The organism is Gordonia sp. HS-NH1, from assembly GCF_001418765.1.
In the GTDB taxonomy this organism is placed as follows: Bacteria; Actinomycetota; Actinomycetes; order Mycobacteriales; family Mycobacteriaceae; genus Gordonia.
Genome location: NZ_LIYC01000012.1, coordinates 55,155 through 79,181 on the forward strand (window position 1 = coordinate 55,155; position 24,027 = coordinate 79,181).

General features: G+C 70.2%; 17 protein-coding genes and 1 pseudogene. 9 read left to right on the forward strand and 9 right to left on the reverse strand.

The window, feature by feature from the left end:
* Positions 1 to 41 precede the first annotated feature (41 nt).
* The 5 genes from AMD30_RS10945 to AMD30_RS10965 all read left to right on the forward strand — a co-directional run bounded on the left by AMD30_RS10945 (position 42) and on the right by AMD30_RS10965 (position 7,572).
* Complete coding sequence (locus AMD30_RS10945) at positions 42 to 1,868, forward strand: phosphoenolpyruvate carboxykinase (GTP) (RefSeq protein ID WP_055475647.1); 1,827 nt, start codon at positions 42 to 44, stop codon at positions 1,866 to 1,868.
* Between the two features lie 74 nt (positions 1,869 to 1,942).
* Entirely contained in the window at positions 1,943 to 2,950 is a 1,008-nt protein-coding gene (locus AMD30_RS10950; RefSeq protein WP_010843328.1) for an esterase-like activity of phytase family protein, read from the forward strand.
* A gap of 83 nt (positions 2,951 to 3,033) precedes the next feature.
* The gene (locus tag AMD30_RS10955; RefSeq protein WP_035717671.1) at positions 3,034 to 3,849 is read left to right on the forward strand and encodes an ABC transporter ATP-binding protein; all 816 of its coding nucleotides are present in this window, start codon (positions 3,034 to 3,036) and stop codon (positions 3,847 to 3,849) included.
* Between the two features lie 21 nt (positions 3,850 to 3,870).
* Positions 3,871 to 6,417 (forward strand): ABC transporter permease, encoded by a 2,547-nt coding sequence (locus AMD30_RS10960; RefSeq protein WP_055475689.1) that lies wholly within the window; start codon positions 3,871 to 3,873, stop codon positions 6,415 to 6,417.
* Positions 6,418 to 6,777: 360 nt separating this feature from the next.
* Positions 6,778 to 7,572 (forward strand): hypothetical protein, encoded by a 795-nt coding sequence (locus tag AMD30_RS10965; RefSeq protein ID WP_055475648.1) that lies wholly within the window; start codon positions 6,778 to 6,780, stop codon positions 7,570 to 7,572.
* 17 nt (positions 7,573 to 7,589) lie between these two features.
* Here AMD30_RS10965 and AMD30_RS10970 read toward each other — a convergent pair whose 3' ends face one another.
* Positions 7,590 to 8,372 (reverse strand): class I SAM-dependent methyltransferase, encoded by a 783-nt coding sequence (locus AMD30_RS10970; protein ID WP_055475649.1) that lies wholly within the window; start codon positions 8,370 to 8,372, stop codon positions 7,590 to 7,592.
* 74 nt (positions 8,373 to 8,446) lie between these two features.
* Between AMD30_RS10970 and AMD30_RS10975 the strand changes: the two genes are divergently transcribed.
* A complete protein-coding gene (locus AMD30_RS10975) occupies positions 8,447 to 9,616 on the forward strand; it encodes a glycosyltransferase family 4 protein (protein WP_055475650.1) in 1,170 nt (389 codons plus the stop codon).
* On the opposite strand, the gene AMD30_RS10980 is transcribed toward AMD30_RS10975, so the two are convergent.
* Positions 9,573 to 11,414: a hypothetical protein gene (locus AMD30_RS10980; RefSeq protein ID WP_055475651.1), complete on the reverse strand. Its 1,842-nt coding sequence runs from the start codon at positions 11,412 to 11,414 to the stop codon at positions 9,573 to 9,575. The two genes, AMD30_RS10975 and AMD30_RS10980, sit on opposite strands and share 44 nt — an antisense overlap.
* Positions 11,415 to 11,428: 14 nt before the next feature.
* Positions 11,429 to 12,367: an HpcH/HpaI aldolase/citrate lyase family protein gene (locus AMD30_RS10985; RefSeq protein WP_055475652.1), complete on the reverse strand. Its 939-nt coding sequence runs from the start codon at positions 12,365 to 12,367 to the stop codon at positions 11,429 to 11,431.
* Positions 12,368 to 12,479: 112 nt separating this feature from the next.
* Between AMD30_RS10985 and AMD30_RS10990 the strand changes: the two genes are divergently transcribed.
* Complete coding sequence (locus AMD30_RS10990; RefSeq protein WP_010843337.1) at positions 12,480 to 13,664, forward strand: polysaccharide biosynthesis protein; 1,185 nt, start codon at positions 12,480 to 12,482, stop codon at positions 13,662 to 13,664.
* 259 nt (positions 13,665 to 13,923) lie between these two features.
* Positions 13,924 to 14,394, forward strand: a complete 471-nt coding sequence (locus AMD30_RS10995) for an SRPBCC family protein (protein ID WP_010843338.1) — start codon at positions 13,924 to 13,926, stop codon at positions 14,392 to 14,394.
* 12 nt (positions 14,395 to 14,406) lie between these two features.
* Here AMD30_RS10995 and AMD30_RS11000 read toward each other — a convergent pair whose 3' ends face one another.
* Entirely contained in the window at positions 14,407 to 15,651 is a 1,245-nt protein-coding gene (locus tag AMD30_RS11000) for a DUF3068 domain-containing protein (protein WP_010843339.1), read from the reverse strand.
* 44 nt (positions 15,652 to 15,695) lie between these two features.
* On the opposite strand from AMD30_RS11000, the gene AMD30_RS24530 reads away from it, so the two are divergent.
* Positions 15,696 to 17,063, forward strand: a complete 1,368-nt coding sequence (locus AMD30_RS24530) for an acyltransferase family protein (RefSeq protein WP_084817242.1) — start codon at positions 15,696 to 15,698, stop codon at positions 17,061 to 17,063.
* 896 nt (positions 17,064 to 17,959) lie between these two features.
* Here AMD30_RS24530 and AMD30_RS25795 read toward each other — a convergent pair.
* The 5 genes and pseudogenes from AMD30_RS25795 to AMD30_RS11025 form a co-directional block, all read right to left on the reverse strand.
* A pseudogene (locus AMD30_RS25795) lies at positions 17,960 to 21,310 on the reverse strand (alpha-(1->3)-arabinofuranosyltransferase domain-containing protein); the annotation flags it as partial.
* 52 nt (positions 21,311 to 21,362) lie between these two features.
* Positions 21,363 to 21,563 (reverse strand): DUF2613 domain-containing protein, encoded by a 201-nt coding sequence (locus tag AMD30_RS11010; protein WP_010843342.1) that lies wholly within the window; start codon positions 21,561 to 21,563, stop codon positions 21,363 to 21,365.
* Positions 21,564 to 21,638: 75 nt separating this feature from the next.
* Entirely contained in the window at positions 21,639 to 22,361 is a 723-nt protein-coding gene (locus AMD30_RS11015) for a DJ-1/PfpI family protein (protein WP_055475654.1), read from the reverse strand.
* 53 nt (positions 22,362 to 22,414) lie between these two features.
* Entirely contained in the window at positions 22,415 to 23,380 is a 966-nt protein-coding gene (locus AMD30_RS11020) for a GlxA family transcriptional regulator (protein WP_055475690.1), read from the reverse strand.
* Positions 23,381 to 23,442: 62 nt separating this feature from the next.
* Positions 23,443 to 24,000 (reverse strand): universal stress protein, encoded by a 558-nt coding sequence (locus AMD30_RS11025; protein WP_010843344.1) that lies wholly within the window; start codon positions 23,998 to 24,000, stop codon positions 23,443 to 23,445.
* Between the last annotated feature and the right edge of the window lie 27 nt (positions 24,001 to 24,027).

The following is a 24,027-nucleotide window of genomic DNA, read 5'->3' on the forward strand; positions in this document are numbered from 1 at the left end:
GGCCATTCCAAGCGGCCACCACCTCGGAGGAGGCCCCAACGATGACCGCAGCCACCATTCCCGGACTGGACCCGAGCAGCGCTCCGACAAAGCACGCGGGACTGCTGGCCTGGGTGGCCGAGGTCGCCGAGCTGACCCAGCCCGACCGGGTGGTGTGGTCGGACGGCAGCGACGAGGAGTGGGAGCGCCTCACCGCCGACCTCGTGAAGGCCGGCACCTTGGTCAAGCTGAACGAGGAGAAGAAGCCGAACTCCTTCCTGGCGAACTCCGATCCGGCCGACGTCGCACGCGTGGAGTCGCGGACGTACATCTGCTCGGAGTCCGAGGACGACGCCGGCCCGACCAACAACTGGGTCGACCCCGCCGAGATGCGTTCGACGATGACCGAGCTCTACCGCGGCAGCATGCGCGGTCGCACCATGTTCGTCATCCCGTTCTGCATGGGCCCCCTGGACTCCGACGATCCCAAGCTCGGTGTCGAGCTGACCGACTCCGAGTACGTCGTGCTGTCCATGAAGATCATGACCCGCGTCGGCCCCCGCGTCCTGGAGATCCTGGGCGAGGACGGCTTCTTCGTGAAGGCGCTGCACTCCGTCGGCGCGCCGCTCGAGCCCGGCCAGGCCGACGTGCCGTGGCCGTGCAACACCGAGAAGTACATCACCCACTTCCCGGAGACCCGCGAGATCTGGTCGTTCGGCTCGGGTTACGGCGGCAACGCCCTGCTCGGCAAGAAGTGCTACGCCCTGCGCATCGCCTCGGTCATCGCCCGTGACGAGGGCTGGATGGCCGAGCACATGCTGATCCTGAAACTGACCAGCCCGGCGAACAAGGTCTACTACATCGCCGCGGCCTTCCCGAGTGCCTGCGGCAAGACCAATCTGGCGATGCTCCAGCCGACCATCCCCGGGTGGAAGGCCGAGACCGTGGGCGACGACATCGCCTGGATGCGTTTCGGCGCAGACGGTCGTCTCTACGCGATCAACCCGGAGTTCGGTTTCTTCGGTGTCGCACCCGGCACCAGCTACGACTCGAACCCGAACGCGATGAAGACCATCGAGGCCGGAAACACCCTCTACACCAACGTCGCTCGCACCGATGACGGTGACATCTGGTGGGAGGACATCGACGGCCCGGCGCCCGCGCACCTCACCGACTGGCTCGGCAACGACTGGACTCCCGAGTCCGATCACAAGGCCGCGCACCCGAACTCGCGCTACTGCACCCCCATCTCGCAGTGCCCGTCGCTGGCCGACGAGTGGGATGATCCGCAGGGCGTGCCGATCTCGGCGATCCTCTTTGGTGGACGTCGCAAGACCACGGTCCCTCTGGTCACCGAGGCGCGCGACTGGCAGACCGGTGTCTTCATGGGCGCCACCGTCGGCTCCGAGCAGACCGCCGCCGCCGAGGGCAAGGTCGGCACCGTGCGTCGCGACCCGATGGCGATGCTGCCGTTCATGGGCTACCACGTCGGTGACTACCTGCAGCACTGGGTGAACATCGGCAAGAACGCCGACGAGTCGAAGCTGCCGAAGGTCTTCTACGTCAACTGGTTCCGTCGTGGCGACGACAAGCGCTTCCTGTGGCCAGGATTCGGCGAGAACAGCCGCGTGCTGAAGTGGATCATCGAGCGCATCGAGGGTGAGGCCGAGGGCATCGAGACGCCCATCGGCATCGTCGCCAAGCCGGAGTCGATCGACGTCAGCGGCCTCGACGTGCCCGCCGAGGACGTCGCGGAGGCGCTTGCCTTCAAGCCCGAGGAATGGCGCGAGGAGATCCCGTCGATCGAGGAGCTCTTCGACTTCGTGGGCGAGAAGCTGCCGAGTTCGCTGCGTGACGAGCTGGACGGTCTGAAGCAGCGCCTGGCCTGACGCGGGCGTGCTGCGGGGTTCGGGGCTGAATGTACGGATGGGTCAGAAGTGACGGTTGAGGTATCGTGCCCCTCATGAAACTACGTGTGTGGGGTGCCTCGATCGTCGGTGCCTGCGTACTCGGTCTGGCCTCTCCGATCGCAGGTCAACCGGCCTCCGCGACACCGCCTTCCGGGGCAGGCGTGTCGGCGTTCTTCACCGATTCGACGACGATCGGGGACGGACTCCCGACGGTCAACCGGATCTCCGGAATCGACCGGACCGGCAACGGCAGCTACGTGCTGATCGCCGAAGACGTGCTGCCGGCACGCTTCTTCACCGCCTCGATCGGATACACCTCGGTGACCGCGGCATTCGCGGGTCAGCCGCGGATCAACGGGGGCGGCACGGTCCTCGGTCCGTGGTTTCTCCCGTTGCTGCCCGGCCAGGCGCAGTTCGAGGGCATCCGCCGGTCCGCGGGCGGTTACACCGTCGTCAGCGGTGGCAACAACCAGTTCGTCCGTCAGATCGGACCCATCGGACAGGTCATCCGCGACCTGCCGATCCCCTCGGCGTGGCGGCCGTCGCCGAAGTCGGGTCTGGCGGGCCAGCGCGGACTCACGGGTGCGGCGGTCGGACCGCAGGGTCAGGTCAGCGTTCTGACGGCCGGTGGACTCCGGCAGGACGCCGCGCGTTCGGCCCGCCTGCTGACCTTCGGCAAGAGCAATCGCGAGTTCGTCTACCGCACCGACGCGAACAAGGTGGCCGCCGACGTTCTCGCCGTCAACTCGACCGACTTCTTGGTCCTCGAGCGTGGACCGGGCCGGCTCGCGAACATCTTCTGGACGACCACCCGCGGTGCCACCTCGGTGACGAACAAGAAGAAGCTGAGCGGACGCGAGAAGGCGATGACCAAGCGGCGGATCTTCTCCACCACCGCGACGCCGCATCTGCTCACCGGCAACATGTCGGGTCTCGCTTGGGGCAACTGGCACCCGGACAACCCGTTCGCCAAGACCCGCACCCGCACCCTCCTCGTGGTCTCTGACAACGTCGGATCGCCCAACCGGTTGCACTCGTTCGAGGTCCAGATCCCGAAGTAGAGTGCCGAACGTCACCCCTGTCAGGGTGGGGTCAGGGTGATACCTGATGGCCAACCGGCCCAGGATTTGGCACGGTTGAGGGCATGACGACGACTGATGTGGCCGCTCGAGACGACGGTGGCGATGATTTCGGGGCGCCCAAGCATGCGGTGGCTGCCGGAGCCGACAACCTTTCCAAGCGGTACGGCGTCGGCGATACCGCCGTCGAAGCCCTGAAGAGCGTCTCGATCTCGTTCCGGGAGGGCGAGTTCACCGCCATCATGGGTCCGTCGGGGTCGGGCAAATCGACCCTGATGCACTGTCTGGCCGGCCTCGACGTCGCGAGCGACGGCAAGGTCTTCATCGGCGACACCGATCTGACGGCGTTGTCGGACAAAGCGATGACGATGCTGCGCCGCGACCGTATCGGCTTCGTCTTCCAGGCGTTCAACCTCGTGCCGACGCTGACGGCCAAGGAGAACATCACCTTGCCGGTCGACATCGCCGGCCGCACCGTGGACACCGAATGGTTCGACGCCGTGGTGGCCCGGCTGGGTATCACCGACCGGCTCGGACATCTCCCGAGTGAGTTGTCGGGTGGTCAGCAGCAGCGCGTCGCGTGTGCCCGCGCGCTGATCGGCAAGCCGTCGATCATCTTCGGCGACGAGCCGACGGGCAACCTGGATTCCCGTTCCTCCGGCGAGGTGCTGTCGATCCTGCGGGCCGCGACCGACGAGTTCAAACAGACCGTCGTCATCGTGACGCACGATCCGAGGGCCGCGTCGTATGCCGATCGCGTGGTGTTCCTCGCCGACGGCCAGATCGTGCAGGAGCTCTCCCGGCCCTCCGCCGACGATGTCTTCGAGGTCATGAAGAACCTGGACAACGTCCCTGCGCCCGACGCCGCCAAAGCGCACTGAGCCGTGGCCTCCTCCTCGGTGATGCGCAGGGTTTCGCTGCGAAACCTCCGCGCGCACAAGCTCCGTCTCTTCCTGACCCTGTTCTCGATCATCCTGGGCACCTCGTTCGTGGCCGGGTCGATGGTGTTCACCGGATCCATCTCGAAGGCGTTCAACGACATCTTCGACAGCGCCGCGCCGGGCGTCGCGGTCGAGGTGACCCCGGCCGACCGGCAGTCGCCGGGGGTGCCGAACTCGATCGTCGACCAGCTCCGGGATCAGCGCGCGCAGTTCGGCATCGACAAGCTCGTCGTCAACAACAACGGACTCGTCACGGTCGCCGACTCCGACGGCAAGGCCATCCAGACCGGTGGTGCCCCGAGCGTGGGCAGCACCTACATCCCGCCCGACGAGGCGCTCTCGCCGGAGGAGTCGACGATCCTGCCGGGCGGCCGCGGGCCCGAGAACGCCGGTGAGATCGCGCTGAACACCTCGGCCGCCGAGGCCGCCGGCCTGAAGGTGGGGTCGAAGACCAAGGTCGTCGTGGGCCAGGGCAATGCCACGCCGCTCGATGTGACCGTCGTGGGTCTCGTCGACGCGCCGAGCTCGACGGGTGGGTATGTGAACGTCCAGTTCGACGCCGCGACGTCGTCCCGGTTGTTCACCGACGGCGAGCATGTCGGCGTCGTCGACATGTCGGCCGCCGCCGGGGTCACCCCCGAGCAGCTGCAGGACCGGATCGTCGCCGGGCTCGGCGCCGACGCCGACCTCTACGACGTCCGCACCGGCGATCAGGTCCGCGAGGACCAGAAGGCACAGGTCAACGAGTTCCTGCAGATCTTCCAGTACATCCTGCTGGCGTTCGCCGCGATCGGTCTCGTCGTCGGCACGTTCATCATCTACAACACGTTCTCGATGATCGTCGCGCAACGGAACCGCGAATTCGCGCTCCTCCGGGCGGTCGGCGCTAGCCAACGCCAGGTGTCGCGGTCGGTGCTGTTCGAGGCCTTCGTGGTCGGTGTCCTCGGTGGCGCCCTCGGCCTGGCCATCGGCATCGCGCTGGCCGCCGGCCTGAAGGCGATCACCAGCGCGACGTCGGGCCTGCCGGACGGTGAGTTGGCCGTCGGCCCGGATGCGATCCTGGCCGGCGTCCTGGTCGGCGTCGTGGTGACGATGATCAGTGCGTGGGTACCCGCGGCGAGAGCAGCGCGTGTGCCGCCGGTCGAGGCGATGCGCGCATCGGCCGCCGAGGGGTCGGCCTCGTTGCGCAACCGCACCATCCTCGGCGCGATCATCGGCGTCGCCTCGATCGCCGCGATCGTCATCGGTGCGATGGGTGAAGGGACCGGCCCCGCGATCACGGTGGGTGCCGGCGCCGCGGGTGCGGTCCTGTCGGCCGTCCTCGTCGGCCCGGCGCTCGCCCGCCCGTTCGTCAGTGTGCTCGGCCGGGTCATCGGGGCACCGTTCGGCATGATCGGACGCCTGGCGCGGACCAACGCGGTCCGCAACCCGCGGCGTTCTGCCGCGACGGCGTTCGCGCTCACCCTCGGACTGATGCTGGTCGCGATCATCGGCACCCTCGGACAGTCGTTCAAGGGCACGGTCGACGACGCGGTCGACGCGGGTATCACCGCCGACTACATCGTGGCGGGCACCAATCAGTCGCCGCTTCCTCCGGCGGTGACCGACGCGATCGACGGTGTGCCCGGCGTCGGCGACGTGGTGTCGTTCGGCATCGTCCAGGCGAAGGTCGACGACAAGTCGGAGACCGGGTTCTCCGCGCTCGGCGGACCGCTCAACAGCGTGACCGTGATGGACATGCAGGACGGCGCGTCGTCGGATCTGCCCGCCGACGGGATGCTGATCAGCGAGCGCACCGGCAAGTCCAACGGCTGGAAGCGCGGCGACGTGGTCACGTTCACCTCCGCGACGGGCGCGCAGGTCCAGGTCCCGATCGCCGGCGTGTATGCCGACAACGAGGCGCTGCAACCGTGGGTGGTCGGTCCGGACGTCTACGAGAAACTCGTCCCGCCTTTCGCACGGGTCAACGTCACGCTCTTCGTGAACGCTGCCCCGGGTACCGACCTCGAGACCCTGCGCACCGATCTCGAGGACGCGACGGCCGCGTATCTCACGGTCCAGATCCAGGATCGGGATCAGTTCAAGGGGCAGATCTCGTCGCAGATCGACCAGATGCTCGGCACGCTGTACGCGATGCTCGGGCTGGCGCTGCTGATCGCGGTACTCGGCATCATCAACACGCTCGCGCTGTCGGTGGTCGAACGTAAACGTGAGATCGGGATGCTGCGCGCGATCGGCATGGTCCGGGCCCAGGTCCGGCGTTCGATCTACCTCGAGTCGGTGCTGATCTCGATCTTCGGTGCCGTGCTGGGTGTGCTCCTCGGAACCGTCATCGGCGTCGCGCTGGTACGGACGCTCGCCGAATGGGGCCTGGGCGCCCCGGTGGTCCCGTGGTCGCTGATCGTGATCACTCTCGTCGCGTCGGCGGTCGTCGGAGTGCTGGCCGCGCTGTGGCCCGCGGTCCGCGCGGCGCGAACCGGGCCGCTGGAAGCGATCGCCGACATCTAACGGCGATCGCGGCGTCCGCGGCGGAAGGCCGCGGACACCGCGACGTCTCACGAGGCAGTCCCGCCCCCAGCCGGAGATGCGCCCCGGCAAAGCGCCCTCCACAGAAGCGTCGACGACTCAGCGCCGACGCCGAGTCCCTGAAAGACGTTTTCACAGGGCGGTTTTCAGCGCGGGGCGGTTCCCTGGGGTGGCGGCGGACGCGGCGGCCAGAGCACTACCCGAATGCTGACGCGACGCCGTTACCGCCGGGGTCACCTGGCCGACGCGGAGGTTGTCGACCTGATCCCCAGTCCGCTCTTCGACGGATGACCCTCGCCGTCCCCGGGTCGGGTTCCGATCCGGGATGACAGAATCGAGCGCATGACCCGACCACCAGAGGGCGATCCCAACGATCCGCGGAACGATCCGCCGGAGACCCGGCAGTTCGATCCCGACTTCGACCCGTCGGCGCCGCCGTCGCAGGCCTACACCGAACAGCAGCCCGGACAGCCGTACCCGGGTCCGTACACCGAGCCGCACCAGGGCGGGCAGCCGTATCCGGGTCCGTACACCGAGCCCCAGTACGCCGATCCCCAGTACGCCGATCCCCACTTCACAGGCGGCTCGCCGTACGCGTCCTCGCCCTACGACGCACCGGCCGGTGGTGAGCCGCCTCGCGGTTCCGGCTCGAAGGGGCGGACGATCGGGCTGGCGCTGGCCGCTCTGATCGCGCTCGTGGTGCTCGGCCTGGTCGTCGTCCTGGTCACCCGGTCGGGCGACGGCGACTCCACCAGTGCGGCCTCCTCGTCGACCACCGAGTCGACCGGCCCGGCGACGACCAGCGAGACGACATCGTCGAGTACCACGACCACCGAGGAGACGACGTCGACCACCACTACGACGCAGCGCTCCGGAACCGTCACCTACCAGCTGACGGGCAACGGCGACGTCGTCGCGCTCACGTTCCGTCGTGGCCCGGGGTCGCCGACCGTGATCCCGGCGACGGGGTCGCCGTGGTCCCAGCGGGTGCAACTCGAGGGGACCCGGGCGAGCCTGTCGGCCATCGTGGTCCGCGGCCCGGTGTCGTGCGCGATCCTCGCCGACGGCGAGCAGCTGGCTGCCGCGACCAGCCAGGGCGGCACGCTCAACTGCACCGCGGACCTCGCCGCCGAATAGTCAGGCGCCGAGTCTCCTCAGCGTCTGCGCAGGACGAGCACGAGGTTGGTGCCGAGAACGTCGCGGAGCACCGGTAGGCGCATCACCCACCACATCCAACGCGGGATGTAGCGGGGAAACGCCGCGACGAGTTCGGCATGCCCGCTGCCGGTCGCCGACCGGGCCCAGCGCAGCCCGTCGGCGGCGGAGACCGCGAACAGCGACGTCCCGTAGAGGTTCTTGGGCGGGTGACCGTTGCGTCTGGTGTACATTCGGGCCGCGCGGTGGCCGCCGAGGTAATGGGTCAGGCCCATCTCGTGGCCGCCGAACGGTCCCCACCAGAGTGTGTAGCTGATGATGACGATGCCGCCGGGACGCGTCACCCGCAGCATCTCGTCGGCCATCTGCCACGGCGTCGGGGTGTGCTCGACGACGTTCGACGACAGACAGACGTCGACGCAGCCGTCGGCGAAGGGGAGGGCCTGGCCGGAGCCGCGGACCGAGCCGCGATGCTCGAGCCCGCCGGCGTGCATCTCGTCGGGATCGGGTTCGACGGACACGTAGTGCGCGCCCCGGGCCCGGAAGGCGTCGGCGAAGTACCCGGGGCCGCCGCCCACGTCGAGGATCACCGCCCCGTCGGGACCGGTTCCGGCGAGGTCCGGCACGAACGCCTCGACCATGTTCGCGGTGTCGGTGGCGAGCGCGCCGTAGAAGCGTGCGGGGTCGGACTGCTCGTAGCGGAAGTCGTTCAGCAGTCCGGCGGCACGGCGCAGGGTGGCGAGCCGGGCCATCCGCGCACCGCCGGTGAGTGGAGTCGTCATCGTCGGGTCACTCTAGTGGCGCGCCCGTGCGGTGGGTACCGGCGCTCCGGCCGCGGTGGGTAGGCTGACGGACGATGCGCGCACCGTCTGACGTCCTGCTCCTGTGCTGGCGGGACACCCGCCACCCCCAGGGCGGCGGCAGTGAGACCTACCTGGAACGCGTGGGGGCCGAACTGGCCCGCCGCGGCGCGCGGGTCACCTTCCTCACCTCCGCCTACCCCGGGTCCGTCCGGGAGGAGACACGGGACGGCATGCGGTTCATCCGCGCCGGCGGACGCATCAGTGTGTATCCGCGCATGCTCGCGACGATCCTCGGCGGCCGGCTCGGTCTCGGGCCGCTGGCCGGGTGCCGGCCCGATGTCGTCGTCGACACCCAGAACGGTGTCCCGTTCTTCTCGGCGCTGGTCTCGCCGGCCCCGACGGTGGTCCTCGTCCACCACTGTCACCGCGAACAGTGGCCGGTCGCCGGTCGTCTCCTCGGCCACGTGGGATGGTTTCTCGAGTCGCGGGTCTCGCCTCGGGTCCATCGTCGCAACCGATACGTCACGGTCTCGGCGCCGTCGAAATCCGAACTCGTCGCACTCGGGGTGGACGCCGAGCGGATCGCGGTCGTGCGCAACGGGATCGATCCGCTGCCCGAGGGCATCGGGGCGACCGGTCCCGATCGGGGCGCGGTCCCCGGTGGGCCGGACGGCCCGGTGCGGCTCTGCGTGTTGTCGCGGCTGGTGCCGCACAAGCAGGTCGAGGATGCGCTGACGGTGCTCGCGCGGCTGCGCCACGACGGCGTCGACGCCCACCTCGACGTCATCGGCGGCGGCTGGTGGGCGGACGAACTGCACCGCGCCGCAAACGATCTCGCGGTGACCGACGCGGTCACCTTCCACGGCCACGTCGACGAACACCGCAAACACGAACTCCTCGCCCGGGCCCGGGTCCACCTCATGCCGTCGCGGAAGGAAGGGTGGGGACTCGCCGTCGTCGAAGCCGCCCAGCACGGTGTCCCGACGATCGGCTACCGCGGTGCCGCCGGACTCGCCGACTCCATCGACGACGGGAACACCGGATTGCTCGTCGACGGGGTCGACGAACTGGCCAGCGCGACAGGAAAACTCATCGACAATCCGGATGAGGCACGCCGTCTCGGACGGAACGCACAGGTCAAGGCGAGCCGCTATTCTTGGTCAGCGACCTGCGACGGATTCATGGCGACGTTCGACGCCGTACTGTCCGCGCCCGGCCGCTGACCACACCGATGCCGACGCCGATCAGCCCGGCGACCAGGAGCGCGGCCCACACCAGGTGTGCGGCGGTGGCGATCGCCCGGTCGGTGACGCCCGCGGAGCGATCCGCCGGGTCGCCCACCTGATAGAGCTGCAGCGACGGACCGTCGAAGGCGAGGTGCCCGGAATCGGCGAGTTGTGGTGGCGGGGAACCGTTCTCGACCAGAACCCACCCGACGCCGAGTTCGGCGAGAGCGGTCGGTGACCCACCGGACTCCAGTACCCGCATCACCGCTGCGGCGTGCGCGCCGGGCGGGTCGATCACCTCTCCGTCGACGCGGAGCTCGCCGGACTCGACGACCGGCGCCCGCATCATCCGTGCGGCGGGGTCGAGCGACGGATCATGCGCAAAGGGGTACTCGCGGACCGTGCCGGGAGGCCACAGGGCGACCGAACCCCGATCTGGCGGCACGATCTCCGCGACCTGTCGCCACTCGTCGGGATAGTCGATCGCGCGCACCGCGCCACCGACGCCCCACGCGAGGTCGGGGAGCGGCGCCACCACCAGCAGTACGACCGCGGTGAGCGCGAAACCCGCCGGTACACGACGCCGCGCCGCCGCCACGGCCGCCGCCACGCAGACCGCGACCGCCGGGAGGAGGAGCGCCGAGAACTTCTGGGTGTCGCGCAGGAGTCCGCCGCCGCCGAGGTGCTCGACGACGAAGCCCAGGACGGTACGGGCCGGTCCGAACGTGCTCAGCAGCAACACGATCGCGGTGACCGACGCCAGGACCGCGATGGCGGGGACCGACGGATCCAGCTCCCCGCGACGACGCCACAGATACCGCGCGCCGACGGCGACGACGAGGAGCAGACAGAGGGTGGCCACCGCGGCCCACCCGATGGTCCGGCTGGCGGGCACCGCGTCGGCGTTCCAGATCCCGCCCAGGGAACCGACCGTGCCCACGGGCCCGAGCCAGGGCTCGGAGCGCAGACCGAACGCCTCCACCCCGGCGGCCGCGGAGGTGGTCGGGGCGTCGGTGATCAGTGACGTCAGCAACCACGGCAGCGTGCTGAGAACCCAGAGGGCGAGGGCGGCCACCGTGGGTCGCGAGCCGATCGGGCGCGCCAGAAGCGCCACCGCCAGCACGATTCCGGCCAGGACGGACCCGGTGGGCGTCAACCCTGCGACGGCGAGCAGCCCGCCCAGTTGCAGCAGCCGGACGGCGTCCGCTCCGGGGCCCGGACGCCGGGTGGCTTCGACTCGGCTCCTCGATCTCGATGCGCTCCTTCGTCGCTTACTCGACCCGGCGGCTGCGCTCGGTGCCGGCTCAACCAGCGGGGGGCATTCCCGCAGGTCCATGACCGCAACGAGAATCCACCCCAGTGCCGCATACCCGGCCAGCAGGCTCCAGTGGCCCTGCAGGAGCCGTTCGGCGACATAGGGATTCCACACCGCGACGAGCGCGGCCGCCGAGGCGCCGGCCCGCCCGGCGCCCGGGACCAGTCGGGCCGCCAGGCGTCCGTAGCCGACTCCCGCGCACACCAGCGCCGCGGCGAGGACTGCCAGCACGACGATCCCGCCGTCGAGGACGGTGCTCACCATCGCGAGGAACCAGTCCTGCGGCACGGCGCGCGGCGGCAGGTCGCCGATCCCGATCGTGGTGTCCGTGACGTGGGTACGCGGTGTGGACACCGCATCTCGGTACAGCAGGTGATGGTCGCCGACCCCGATCAGGCCCGGCAGCAGCGGCGCCAGGATCACCGCGGTCGCGCCGATACCGGTGCCGTACAGGGCCGGCAGTAGTCGTCGGGGGGTCACCGCGGTGATGCCGATCAGAAGTGGTGGGTGTCCGAGGGCGCGGGAGCGTGCACCGGATCGTCGTCGTAGTCCGATTCGGTGATGCCGTATGACCGGGCCAGGTCGAGGATCTTGGTCGCCCGCGCGATCCGTGGCAGGTCGGAGCCGTTGCGGATCTCACCGCCGTCGCGCTCGAATTCGGCGAAGAACTCACGCGCCCAGGTGATCTCGTCCTGGGAGGGGGAGAGGCCCTCGTTGACCGGCGCGCACTGGCCGGGGGTGAGGCAGATCTTGCCGGTCATGCCGAACTCGGCGCTGACCGCGGTCGCCTCACTGAGTTTGAGTGCGCTCGAACCGACCGTCGGGCCGTCGATGGCGCTGGGCAGATGGGCGGCCTTGGCGGCGATGGTGAAACGCGAACGGGCGTAGGCGAGGGTCTGCGGGTTGTCGCCGAAACCGGTGTCGCGGCGGAAGTCCCCGATGCCGAACGCGAGGCGGAAGGTGCCCTTGGCGGCCGCGATCTCACTGATGCGCTCGAGCCCCCGCGCGGTCTCGACGAGCGCCACGATGGGCAGACCGGGCAGGCGCTTGGCGGTCTCGGTGACGTGGTCGACCGACTCGACCATCGCCAGCATCACCCCGCCGACCGCGGTCTGCGAGAGGGCCTCGAGGTCGTCGGCCCACCACGGGGTGCCGAATCCGTTGACGCGGACCCAGTCTCCGGCGCCGGGGCCGGCGGTCCCGTCCTTCGGCCCGAGCCAGCGGACGACGTTGTCGCGCGCTTCGACCTTGTCCTTGGGAGCCACGGCGTCCTCGATGTCCAACACGACGATGTCGGCGCGCGAACGGGACGCCGGCTCGAACTTCGCGTAGTGGGAACCGTTGACCAGCAGCCAGCTCCGGGCCAGCACCGGGTCGATGCGCGAACCGATGTCTGTCGACTCGGCGTCGTAGGTGGGGTTGTCGTCGTACATCAGGGTCTCTCGGTCTGTGGAGCTCGGGCTGGGTGGACAGCAGCCTTCCCATCGTTGCCTACGGACGACAGCCGGTGCAAAGCGCCTCGCGCCCGATCGGCACACTTGGTCCATGCAGCAGACGCGCCGGACGACGGGCACCGTCGGCGCCGTCGGGTCGGTGGCGGTCGGTTCGATGGTGGCCAACGTCTGCATGTACGTGGTTCACCTCGCCGCGAGTGCCCGCTTCCTCGATGTCAGCGAATACGGCGAGTTCGCGGTGCTGCTGTCGGCCATGCTCGTGCTCGGCGTGCCGGCCATGGCCCTGCAGAACGTCATCGCCCGGGAGGTCGTGCTCGGCGGCGACGAGGGACGCCTCCGCGCGCTCGGGGTGGTGACGACGTCCTGGGTTGTCGTGCTCACCGTGGTCGCCACCCCGCTCGTCGCGCTGCTGTTGCGCACCGATGTCGCGACGACCGCGGCAGCACTCGCCTCCGCACCGCTACTCGCCCTCATCGCCGCAGGTCAGGGGATTCTGCAGGGGCGCGGCGAGTTCCGGGTGCTGTCCTGGGTGCTGGCCGTGGTCGGTGTCGCCCGGTCGATGCCGATCATCGGGGCGTTCGCCGCCGGCGCCGGGCCGGCGGGTGGTCTCCTGGCCGGGACGCTGGGGGCCGCGGCCTCGGCGGTCGTCGTCTGGCTCGTGGTGTGGTCGGTGGCGCGGGCCGACCGGCCTCGAGGTGGGGCGTCGGGTTCCGCGGGAGTGCTCAGCGTGGTGCGCGCGTCCCAGGTCCAGCTGGTGCTGATCGTCGCCTCGTCAATCGACCTGTTGCTCTCACCCCGGGTCCTCGACGCGGAGGAGGTCGGGGTGTACGCACTCGGCGCGATCGCGACCAAGGTGGCCTTCTGGCTCCCGCAGGCGATCGGCGTGGTCTTCTATCCCCGCCTCGCCGATCCCGCGCGGTCGCGGGCCTCGCTGCGTCAGGCGGTGACGGTCGTCGCCGGGATCGGGGTCGTACTCACCGTGCTGGCCGGTGCGGCCGGGCCGGTCGTTCCGCTCGTCTTCGGGGACGGCTACGACACGCTCGTGCCGATCCTGTGGTTGTTCGCCTACATCGGCGCCGCGCTCGCCGTCCTGCAGGTCGTCCTGCTGTCGGCGATCGCCCGCGACCGGACGCGCGTCGCGCTCGGCACCTGGCTGGTGGTGGCCGCCGAGGTGCTGATCATCCTCACGGTCGCCGGGTCGGTGATCGGAGTCGCCGGAACCGCCGCGGTGGCCGCCACGATCGCCGCGCTGGGGACGTGGGCGGTCGCGCGCTGATTCGCCCCGCCATCATGGTCAACGAATCCGCTCCCTGAGGAGCGCGCTCGCGCCCTCCACGCCCGCTCCCTGAGGAGCGAGCTTGCGCCCTCCACGCCCGCTCCCTGAGGAGCGAGCTTGCGAGCGTCACGAAGGGTCTCGCAACCTCGGTCACCGGACCCTTCGTGACGCGCCCTCCGCAGGCTCCGGGCGCTCCTCAGGGAGCACAGGGTGGTGACCGGACGTTGCCGAGTACCCGAACTTTCGGCAGTGTTGTGTCATGAGCGACAACGAGAGCACACAGGTCACTGTCCAACGCACGATCGAGGCGCCCGTCGACGCGGTGTTCGACGTTCTCTCCAATCCCGAACGGCATCAGGCGCTCGACGGTTCGGGGTTCATCCGCGGTGTGGACCACGCCGACCGCATCCAGCAGGTGGGTGACGTGTTCACCATGAACATGGCGGGCGACCACATGGGCGGCGAGTACAAGACGGACAACCATGTCACGGGCTACGCCAAGGACAAGCTCCTGGCATGGCAGACCGCGCCCGCCGGCACCCAGCCGCCCGGATGGGAGTGGCTGTGGGAGCTGGAATCCCAGGGTCCCAACGAGACGCTGGTTCGCCACACCTACGACTGGTCGAAGGTCACCGACAAGAAGCTGCTCGAGAAGGTCAAATTCCCGCTCGTGACCGAGGATCAGCTCAACGACACCCTCGGCCGGCTCGCCGCCGAGTCGGCATCCTGACGCCGATCCCGATCACTCCGGCTGCCCGCCAACGGTTTTCGCGTCACGCCGACGCCGAAGCCGGGCGGGCAACCAGGCGGGCAACCAGGCGGGATTGATCAGTATCAGCCCGGCCAGCAGGGCCGCGACGCCGAGGATTCCGGTGCCGATCGGCACCAGGCGGCCCCAGATCAGGATCGGGGACGCGAGGTCGGCGGCCAGGTCGGTCATCCGCGCCTGGGTGTTGTCGTCGTAGGTGAATGTCGCTCGTAGGTGCGGCAATTCGAAGTCGGCCGGGACGCCGGGGGTGCCGTCGGGGAAGCGGTACACCTCGTCGACGGTGATCGTGGCGTCGACGATCGTGCCGGTCCGGGGGTCGACGGCGAGATCCCATGAACTCCGGTGGTGCAGGTCCGCGGTCAACGGTCGGCTCGTGTCGCCGACGCCGAACCACGACGCCGGCCGCGTGATCGAGACGTTGGTGCCCACGGGCCGGCCCAGCGCCTCGCGAGCGAGGTCGGTGTCGGGGACCTCGGCGCGGAACCGGGCGACGTCGCGGCCGCGGACCTCGGTGTCGCCGTCGTACACCAGTGGCACGGCGGTACGGGTGACGGCGTCGAAGAACTCCCGGTCGACCGTTTCGGTGTCGAAGGGCAACAGATAGGTGACGCCGCGGCGGTCCGGGACGAGGACGGCCGCCTGTCCGCTGTCGTACTGGATCTCCGACGCCCCGCGCGCGGCGAGTCGTGGCAGCGCGTTCTTCCGGTCGAGTGTCACCCGATCCTTGACGGCGTTGACGGTCGCGTCGTTACACGGTTGCGACCCGTCGTCGGACTGGTCTCCGGGGTCGGCGCCGGGGCGCGGATCGCCGGGGTCGACCTCACGGTCGTCGATGCGCAGCGTCTCGGCCTGGATGGACGTGCCGGCCTGCAGGGTCACCCGGTGTTCGTCGGACGGTTGCACCGCCACGACGCGTTGCTGGCGGACGAGGTCGGCGCCGACGGTGCGGGCCGAACGGGTCCCGAGCGAGCACCGGTCGAAGATCGTCGCGTCGTCGGCGGTGGCGACGGTGGTGAAGTCGGTGCTGAGCGGGATCGTCCGGAAACCTCCGACGAGCAACGTCGGGAGGGCGATGGTCACCGCGAGCAGGAAGCCGCCGACGAAGATCAGGGTCGGGCCGGCGAGGTCGGCCGTCGACCAGCGATGAGGCTGCGGATGGGTCTCGGAGTCCGGCGACGACGTCTCGGGGTCTGGGGACGACTGGGACGGCGAGGACATGGAGGCGAGGGTACGCAACGCCTCCCGGCTACCCTGTCAGCAGCATGACCAGCACCGACCCCGATTCCGTCGCCCCCGCCGCCGTCGAGACCGTCGCAGGCTCCGCCAGACGGTTCTATCCGCAGCTCGAGGGCATGCGGGCGATCGCCGCGATCGGGGTCCTGGTCACCCATGTGGCGTTCCAGACGCGGGCGGTCGAGATCCCCGTGCTCGGACCGGTGCTCGGGCGTCTCGACCTCGCGGTCGCCCTGTTCTTCGCGCTCTCCGGTTTCCTGCTGTGGCGACCGTGGGTCGACGCCGCGCATCGCGGAACCCGTCATCCGTCGGTGCCGAGGTATTTCCGCCACCGGATCGTGCGGATCTGGCCCGCCTACCTGGTCGTGGTCACCCTGGTCATCCTGCTGCTTCCCGAGGCGCAGGGCGCCGACGCCCAGGTCTGGCTGGCGAATCTGACGCTCACCCAGGTGTTCGTGCCGCTCACACTCACCGCGGGTCTGACCCAGATGTGGAGCCTGTCGGTCGAGATCGCCTTCTACGCCCTGCTCCCGCTCATCGGCTTCGCGCTCCTGCGGCTGCGCGGGAGTCGCCTGCGTGCGCGCATCCCGGTGTTGTTGCTCCTGGCCGCGGTGAGCCTGGGCTGGGCCTGGGTCGGCACCTCCCTGCCCGTGGCCGCCGGAGTGGAGACCAAGAACTGGGTGTTCGGTCACCTGGCGTGGTTCGTCGCGGGTCTGGTCCTGGCCGAGGTCGCCGGGGTCCTCGACTCCGGTTCGGGTGCCGGGGCGTCGGCGTCCGGGCAGACCCGTCCGGGACGCTGGCTGGGTGGTGCGATCCGCCTCAGCGCGAACCGTCCGCTGATGCTGGGCGTGCTCGTCGTCGCCTATGCGCTGGCGTGCACCCGGCTCGCCGGTCCGACGGGTCTCGGCGCTGTCACCGAGATCGAGTTCGCCACCAAGATGGTTCTCGGCGGCCTCTGCGGTTACGCACTGCTCGCACCGCTCGTCTGCAACGACGGACCGTTCCGCATCCTCACCTCGCGGGTGATGCTGGCGCTCGGGAGGTGGTCGTACGGGATCTTCATCTGGCACGTCGCGATCCTGGCGGTGGTCTTCCCGCTGTTCGGCATCGTGCCGTTCAGCGGCGACACCCTCCTGGTGCTGGTGATCACCCTCGGTCTGTCGATCGGTGTCGCCGCGGCCAGTTACGCCTTCATCGAGGAGCCGACGCGGAACTGGTTGCGCAACCGCGAAAATCGTCGTCGCAACCGCGCGCGCCACGTCTCGTCCGACGCCTCGACTGTCCCGGCCTCGTCTGCGCCGGCCTCGATCGGCACCGCACCCGACGACCGGCCGTCGACGGCCGACCAGAACACCAGCCACGCGGTCATCGACACCGCCACCAGCGCCGGCAGCTGAACCCACCACTGCGACCCGTGGTAGCCCCCGGAGGCGTGCCACGGCCCGGCCGCCAGCCCGATCGTCGCGGTCATCATCGCGACGAATGCCGTGGTGACGCCGGCCTTCGGCGGTACCGCAGCGGCGACGGCGCCGACCACGACCGCGGCCGCGAGTCCCCACCAGCCCGACACCAGCCACGCCGCGGCGAGCACTGCGCCCCCGGCGACGAGCACCGTCCCCCGCCCGGCCGGGGCCACGATCGGCACTCCGGCCGGTGGGCGACGCGTCGACGGCCACCACGCGGCGACGAGGAGCAGCACCATGAGCGCGAGGCCGATCACCAGGGCCCAGCGGTACAGCGAGTCGAATCGGTAGGTGAGTTCGATGGTGCCGGCCGTCCCGGCCGGCACCACCCAGCCCTGTTGCCAGCCGTCGACGACGACTGGCCGCAGTGGCGTCCCGCCGAGCCGCGCCTGCCACCCGGGGTTGGTGCTCTCGGGCACGACCAGCAGTCGCTCCGGGCCGCTCTCGACGGTCACCGCACGCCGTACCGCCGACCATTCGGTGACCACGGGGGCAACCGACGCCGGTGCCGACACCGCGTCTCCGTTCACCAGAGAGAGGGCGTCGACGGTGAAGGCGTCGCCGGGATTGACCGACACCTCCTGCTGACCGGCGGGCAGGGCGAGCCGGCCGTCGCCGCACGGCCGCCCGATCACCGGTTGCCCGTTGCGGAGGTCGGCCGCGGTGGCGCGCACGGACATTCGGACGACCTGACCCGCGGCGGTGAGGCCGATCCCGGCGTCGCAACCGATTTCGACGACCCGCCCTTCGTCCGCGCCGGCCGGTGGCGACGGTGACACCCGGACCTCGGCGATCCCCGGTGGTGCGGGACTGGCGAATCCGAGGCTGTTGAAGTCGATGAGGTCGGATTGGGCGCGGATGGTGATCTCCACGCGGTCGGTCACCGCGGGGTCGAGCCGCACGATGCCGCTCTCGTCGACCTCGCGGATCTGCTCCCCGGTACCGAGGTCGACGGCGACCTCGGTGGGCGCGGCGGGATAGCCCCGCGGGGCGTCGATGGTCAGCGAATCCACCCGCTGCGCGCGCGGGAGATCCAGCACCAGGGTGGGACTGTTCTCGTCCGCTGCCGGGTCGGTCTCCGCGCCATCCGCTGCTGCCCCGCGTTCCTGGGACGCCCGCTCGTCGGGGATCTCCGGTGCGGTCCACGACGTTCCCGGATCGCCGTCGACGGCGGCCGCGGGCCCGCCGCGCGGATCGGTCACCGGACGGGCCCCGCGCGCCGTGACCCGATCATCCTCGGCGAGCCGATCGAGAGCATCGCCGGGCCGGGGCCGCAGGATCGCGGTGGGGGATACGGTGACATCCGACGGGACCGAGAGTGCGCGTCCGAACACCGCGGACGTCTCCGGGGAGAGGCCGAGTCCCGGTGCACATCTGGTCATCTGCCGCTCCGGGTCGGCGACGCAGGACGCCCGGCCGGACAACTCCTGGTACAGCAGCCACTGGGCCACCTCGGTGCCGGCCTCGAGTTCGGGCAGGACCACGCGATGGCGGATTCGCAACGGCGTCGCGGTCCGCAGATCGGACACCGTCACCTCGCCGAGCGCGAATTGGTTGCCGGTCGTGCCGTCGTCGGTGCGCAGTGCACGGATCTGCACCCAGCGGGTGGCCCCGCTGGGCGCGGTCACCGTCATCGGTTCGCCCGGTTCGAGCCCCGAGACCACCGTGCTACCCGCCTCGGTGGTGACCAACGCACTGGTGACATCGGGTCCGAGTGCCTTCGCGGTCGTCAGGGTGAGTGCGAGGTCGGTCCGCGGGGTTGTGAAACCGATGCGCATCCATCGTCCGACCGCACTCTCCAGACCGCCACTGACCCAGGCGCTCTGCGGATTGCCGTCGAAGGCCGCGGCCGCCGAGTTGGCCGGTGAGGTCTGCCCGGGCTGAACCGCGTCCGCCGCCGATCCCGACGTGGACACGTCGACCTCGCCGCTGTCGTTGTCCAGCAACCACTCTCCGTGCACCAGTGGCTGGCCGTCGACGGGGTAATCGGCGACGGCGTTCTGCGTTCGACGCGGATCCGAGGGGGATCTGATCGCCGAGCTGTGGTCGTCGACGCGGCCGAAGTCGGTCTCCCGGTCGCTGGGTGTGTCGGTCACGATCAACGGACCGTCGACGACGCCGGCGCGGCGTGCATCGGCATCGAGCACGACCGGTCCGAGCGGCGGAAGCCCCTGGCGTGCACGAACTTCCGTCAGTTCGGCGACGGCTTCGGGACCACCGGCCACCCGCGGCAGTCCCGCGGTGTCGACGAGGCGGGGTCCGGTGCCGGCGTCCGGCACGCCGGCAGCACCGACGGCGAAGATCTGCACCGCGGGCATCGTGGGCCGCAAGCCGTTGTCGCGCACCACCCCTCGAACGCTCGGCGGGCCGATCTGCGGACCGAACGTCGCGACGCGGCGTAGTCCGGGCGAGTCGTCGAGTGCCTGTTGCACGAGCAGCGGACGGGCCGACCGTGAGGTCTCGGGGTCGAGATCGGCTCGCAGGACGACGAATCCGATACCCTGCCCGGCGAGGGTGGCGGCCAGGCCCGGTGATCCGCGGCCGGCGGCGATCTCGCGTTGCACGGAGTCGAGCGCTCGGATCGCGCCCGGCGGCGTGAGGGGTATCGCGTCGCGGACCGCCCACGGGGTGTCGGACAGCGGCTGCAGCGGTTCGTCGCGGGTGAGTCCCCACAGCTGATCGGCGAACGGGGCGCCGGGGACGACCAGTGCACGGGCGGGTGGGGCGCCGTCGCTGCGTTCGCCGTGCTCGGCCAGCCAGTTCGCGGTGTCCTGCCAGTGGCGCGGGATCGCCTGGTAGGTCCCGTTCGGTGCGAGCTGGCCCGTCCACATCAGCGATCCGGCGCCGATCACGGCGACGAGCAGGACGATCGCTGCGGCGACCGGACGCGACCGCTGGGGCTGGGCGAAGGCGGAGAGCGTCTCGCGGCGACTCGCGCTCCCTGGCAGCGGGACCCGCGCGAGCAGGTGGGCGACACCGAGGGCCAGCGGGATACGGAGAAGCGGCTCGAACTTGTGGATGTTGCGCAGGGGCGCGCCGGAACCGTCGAGGAAGACGCGTACCTGCTCGGCGATCGGCGACCCCAGCCCGCCCGCGTAGCCGATGCACATCACGACGAGACCGACGCCCAGGATCGCGACGAGCCGGCCGCGGAACGGCATGTGCCGCATGCACAATCCGGCGAGCCCCGCGGCTGCGATGGTCCCGGTCGCCAGGACCGCGGCGGGTTGGGTCACGAGCACCGCCCCGGCGACGCGCTCCGGGGACACGAAGGGCGTCCACGAACCGGCCCCGCGCAACACCTCGGTCAGCGAGGTCCACTGCGTGGTGACCCGGGACGACTCGATGTAGTCCAGGAAGGGCGGACTCACGCGCGAGAGGATCAGCAACGGGACGACCCACCACGCGCAGGCCAGGGTCAGGCCGGCCGCGGTCCAGGCGCCGAATCGCCACCAGCGGCGGTCGCGCGGGCTGTGCAGCAGCCACCACAGGGCGGCGACGCCGAGAGCCGCCAGCGTGGCGACGGCGTTGACCGCACCCATCAGTGCGACCGCGGCCGCCGCACGTGCGGCCTCACGCCAGAGCGGCGGACCGTCGTCGGCACCGCGCGTGTCCAGCGCCCGCACCACCGGGACGAGCACCCACGGCGCGAGCATCATCGGCAGGGTCTCCGACGAGATCGAGCCGAGCGTGGTGAGGACCCGAGGGCTCAGCACGAAGACGGTGGCGGCGATGACCCGCGAGGCCGGCGACCCCAGTCGTAGGACCTCGGCGAGGCGGACGATGCCCACGAAGCCGACGGTGAGCAGCACGGCCCACCACAGGCGCTGCACGATCCACGGCGGGACGGCGAGGAGGTCGCCCACCGCGAAGAACGCGCCGTGCGGGAAGAAGTACCCGTAGGCCTGGTTCTGTACCTGCCCCATCGGGGCGTTCGGCGTCCACAGATGCGCGGCGCGCGCCAGGAAACCCAGCGGATTCGCGGTGAGGTCGAGTTTGGTGTCCGCGGCGATGCGACCCGGTGACTGCAGCAGGCAGATCAGCAGCGAGATGGCGGCGACGACGGCGACGCCGCGCCGACTCAGCCGAGACCGATCGAGGCCGGACCGATCGATGCCGGACCGATCGAGCCCAGACCGAGTCAGAACGGACCGATCCGGTGGTGGAGGCGGAGTACTCAGTTGCTGCTGCCGTCGATCAGGAGACGCCGGGACCGGCGGCGTCGTGGATGTGTCAGTTGGTGTCGCCGGCTCCGCCGCGCGAACCGTAGTCCACCGAGCCCTGGATGAATCCGTTGTTCGGGCTGATGTTGTTCAGGTCGGTGGACGGGCTGTTCTCGGAGGCCAGGAAACCGCCGAGGAACACCGCGCCGAGTCCCACCAGGATGCCGGCGACTCCGGCGACGGCTCCGGCGACAAGGCGGTTGTTGGTCATGGCGATGAAACTACCATCGCCGAAGTCCGATTCCGGGTGACACCCGCGGAGACCTGCGTATCCACTCCGCCGCGGTCAGCGCCGGGAGCGCACTGTGGTGAGGGCGCGATCCCACAGCAGACGCGCGCTCGCCTTGAGCAGCTCGGGTTTGTCGACATCGCGGGTGAGCAGCATCGTCGATGTGGCGATCGTGCCGGCCGACGCCTTGGAACGATGTCCGGAGTCCAGATGCGGTTGAGGGTCGTATTCGATGATCAGCTGGATCGCCTCGGCTCGTGCGCGCCCGGCGATCTGCTCGGCCAGCCACAGCGCGAGGTCGATCCCGGCGGACACGCCGGCGGCGGTGACGAGGTCGTCGTCGGGCAGCGCGCGGACGACGCGCTCGTCGGACACGGCCTTCGCCCCGTGCAGGGTCAGTCCCGCCATCGAGGACCAGTGCGTGGTGGCCGGCTTGCCGTCGAGCAGACCCGCGGCGGCCAGCACAATCGAGCCGGTGCACACCGACGTCGTCCACTGGGCGCCGGGTCGCACGGCCCGCAGCCAGTCGAGGACCTTCTCGTCCTGCGACGCCGACAGGAATCCCGGCCCGCCCGGCACGAGGACGACGTCCGGCGCCGGCGTCTCGTCGAACGAATGCGTGGCGCCGACGACGAGCACGCCCGAATCGGCGACGACCGGCCCCGGCTCGTGCCAGACGAACCTCACCTCGGCGTCGGGCAGGGTGCGCAGCACCTCGTAGGGGCCGATGAAGTCCAGCGCGGTGAACTGCGGGTAGAGGACGATCGCGATCTGGGTCATGGGGGGCCTTTCGGTAGGTGGGATGGGCGGAGAAGTGGCGAGGGGGAGCGGGATCAGCGGAAGGTGCGGCGGTAGGTCTCCGGCGGTACGCCGAGTCGCCGGACGAAAGTTCGGCGCATCGTCTCGGCGGACCCGAATCCGCACCGGGTGGCGATCACCGGCATCGTGTCGTCGCTCTCGGTGAGTGCGCGTCGGGCGGCGTCGGTCCGAATTCGTTCGACGTAGGCGCCGGGCGCTTCGCCGGTCTCGTCGGTGAAGATGCGGGAGAAATGACGAGGACTCATCGACGCGTCGCGGGCGAGGTCGTCGACGCGGTGTGGCCGGCTCGGTTCGCCCTCGATGCGCTCCTGGATCTCGCGGATCACCGTGCGCCGGGCCCGCGGCATCCACACCGGTGGCGCGAACTGGCTCTGACCGCCGGGTCGCCGCATGTAGAGGACGAGCCACCGTGCGACGAGCTGCGCGAGGTCGGTGCCGTGGTCCTCTTCGACGAGGGCGAGCGAGAGGTCGATGCCGGCGGTGACTCCCGCGGAACTCCACACCCGTTCGCAGCCGCGGACGAACAGGGCTTCGGCGTCGACCTCGATCGAGGGGTACCGCTCGGCGAGCAGCCCGGTCACCGCCCAGTGGGTCGCCGCGCGTTTGCCGTCGAGCAGGCCCGCCTCGGCTGCGAGGAACGCACCGTTGCACACGCTGACGACCCGTCTCGCCCGTCCGGCCGCCTGCCGGATCCAGTCGACGAGATCGGGATCCCGAGAAGCGTCGTGGACGCCGGTGCCACCGGGAAGGATCAGGATGTCGATCGGATCGGCCGGATCGGGCAGCGGGTGCGCGACGAACTCCAGGCCGACGCCGGTGCCGACGGGTTGTCCCGAGTGCGAGACCAGACGCAGGTCATAGGAGATGGGTGAGCCCCGGTCGGCGAGCGCGAGGGATGCGGTGGTGAACACATCGGCCGGACCGGTCACGTCCAGGGCCTGCACCCCGGGATAGCCGAGAATCAGCACCGATCGAGTCATGAGGACATCGTTTCCGACCCACACCGTGGCGTCCAGGCCACGCATCCCACAGATCAGGACATCTACGGCGTGACCTGTGGCTCCTTCTCGCACTTGGCGGGAACGATGAACACCGGCCGATGGCAATGTTTGAGAACCCGCTCGGCGACGCTGGAGCGCAACAATGCTTTGAGTCCCGACGCCCCGCGGGTGCCGGTGACCAGGAGGTCCACGTCGAGCGCCTCGGCCGCGGCGACGAGCGCGCCCCACACCGTCGACTCCACTTCGACGAGCGTTCCACGCGCGGACAGCCCGCACTCGGCGGCGAGAGTCACGCCACGCTCATTGATTGCGGCGGCCTCGTCTTCGAGGGCTTGGTCGACGCCGGCGTCGAGCTGGGTGTCGATGAACGGTTGCATCCCGCCCGCGAGGGTGGACATCCGCGCCGGGGTCATGCCGCCGGGCTGCCAGGCGGTGACGACCACCGCGGATTGCGCGCGTAGGAATTGTCCGGCGTAGCGAATGGCGCGATCGGCGTTCGGTGATCCGTCGTAGGCGATCATCAGTGTCTGCGCGCCGTTGTCACCGCCGCTGCCGCTTCCGGCGGCGGCGGACCCGGACGAAACGGACCCCGCGTCCATTGGCTCAGACTACATGCCAGACTCGAG

What these genes read in the sequence shown, in the direction of transcription:
- AMD30_RS10945 (WP_055475647.1), top strand. Translation starts at nt 42, where the DNA reads ATGACCGCAGCCACCATTCCCGGACTGGACCCGAGCAGCGCTCCGACA.
- AMD30_RS10950 (WP_010843328.1), top strand. Translation starts at nt 1,943, where the DNA reads ATGAAACTACGTGTGTGGGGTGCCTCGATCGTCGGTGCCTGCGTACTC.
- AMD30_RS10955 (WP_035717671.1), top strand. Translation starts at nt 3,034, where the DNA reads ATGACGACGACTGATGTGGCCGCTCGAGACGACGGTGGCGATGATTTC.
- AMD30_RS10960 (WP_055475689.1), top strand. Translation starts at nt 3,871, where the DNA reads ATGCGCAGGGTTTCGCTGCGAAACCTCCGCGCGCACAAGCTCCGTCTC.
- AMD30_RS10965 (WP_055475648.1), top strand. Translation starts at nt 6,778, where the DNA reads ATGACCCGACCACCAGAGGGCGATCCCAACGATCCGCGGAACGATCCG.
- AMD30_RS10970 (WP_055475649.1), bottom strand. Translation starts at nt 8,372, where the DNA reads ATGACGACTCCACTCACCGGCGGTGCGCGGATGGCCCGGCTCGCCACC.
- AMD30_RS10975 (WP_055475650.1), top strand. Translation starts at nt 8,447, where the DNA reads ATGCGCGCACCGTCTGACGTCCTGCTCCTGTGCTGGCGGGACACCCGC.
- AMD30_RS10985 (WP_055475652.1), bottom strand. Translation starts at nt 12,367, where the DNA reads ATGTACGACGACAACCCCACCTACGACGCCGAGTCGACAGACATCGGT.
- AMD30_RS10990 (WP_010843337.1), top strand. Translation starts at nt 12,480, where the DNA reads ATGCAGCAGACGCGCCGGACGACGGGCACCGTCGGCGCCGTCGGGTCG.
- AMD30_RS10995 (WP_010843338.1), top strand. Translation starts at nt 13,924, where the DNA reads ATGAGCGACAACGAGAGCACACAGGTCACTGTCCAACGCACGATCGAG.
- AMD30_RS11000 (WP_010843339.1), bottom strand. Translation starts at nt 15,651, where the DNA reads ATGTCCTCGCCGTCCCAGTCGTCCCCAGACCCCGAGACGTCGTCGCCG.
- AMD30_RS24530 (WP_084817242.1), top strand. Translation starts at nt 15,696, where the DNA reads ATGACCAGCACCGACCCCGATTCCGTCGCCCCCGCCGCCGTCGAGACC.
- AMD30_RS11010 (WP_010843342.1), bottom strand. Translation starts at nt 21,563, where the DNA reads ATGACCAACAACCGCCTTGTCGCCGGAGCCGTCGCCGGAGTCGCCGGC.
- AMD30_RS11015 (WP_055475654.1), bottom strand. Translation starts at nt 22,361, where the DNA reads ATGACCCAGATCGCGATCGTCCTCTACCCGCAGTTCACCGCGCTGGAC.
- AMD30_RS11020 (WP_055475690.1), bottom strand. Translation starts at nt 23,380, where the DNA reads ATGACTCGATCGGTGCTGATTCTCGGCTATCCCGGGGTGCAGGCCCTG.
- AMD30_RS11025 (WP_010843344.1), bottom strand. Translation starts at nt 24,000, where the DNA reads ATGGACGCGGGGTCCGTTTCGTCCGGGTCCGCCGCCGCCGGAAGCGGC.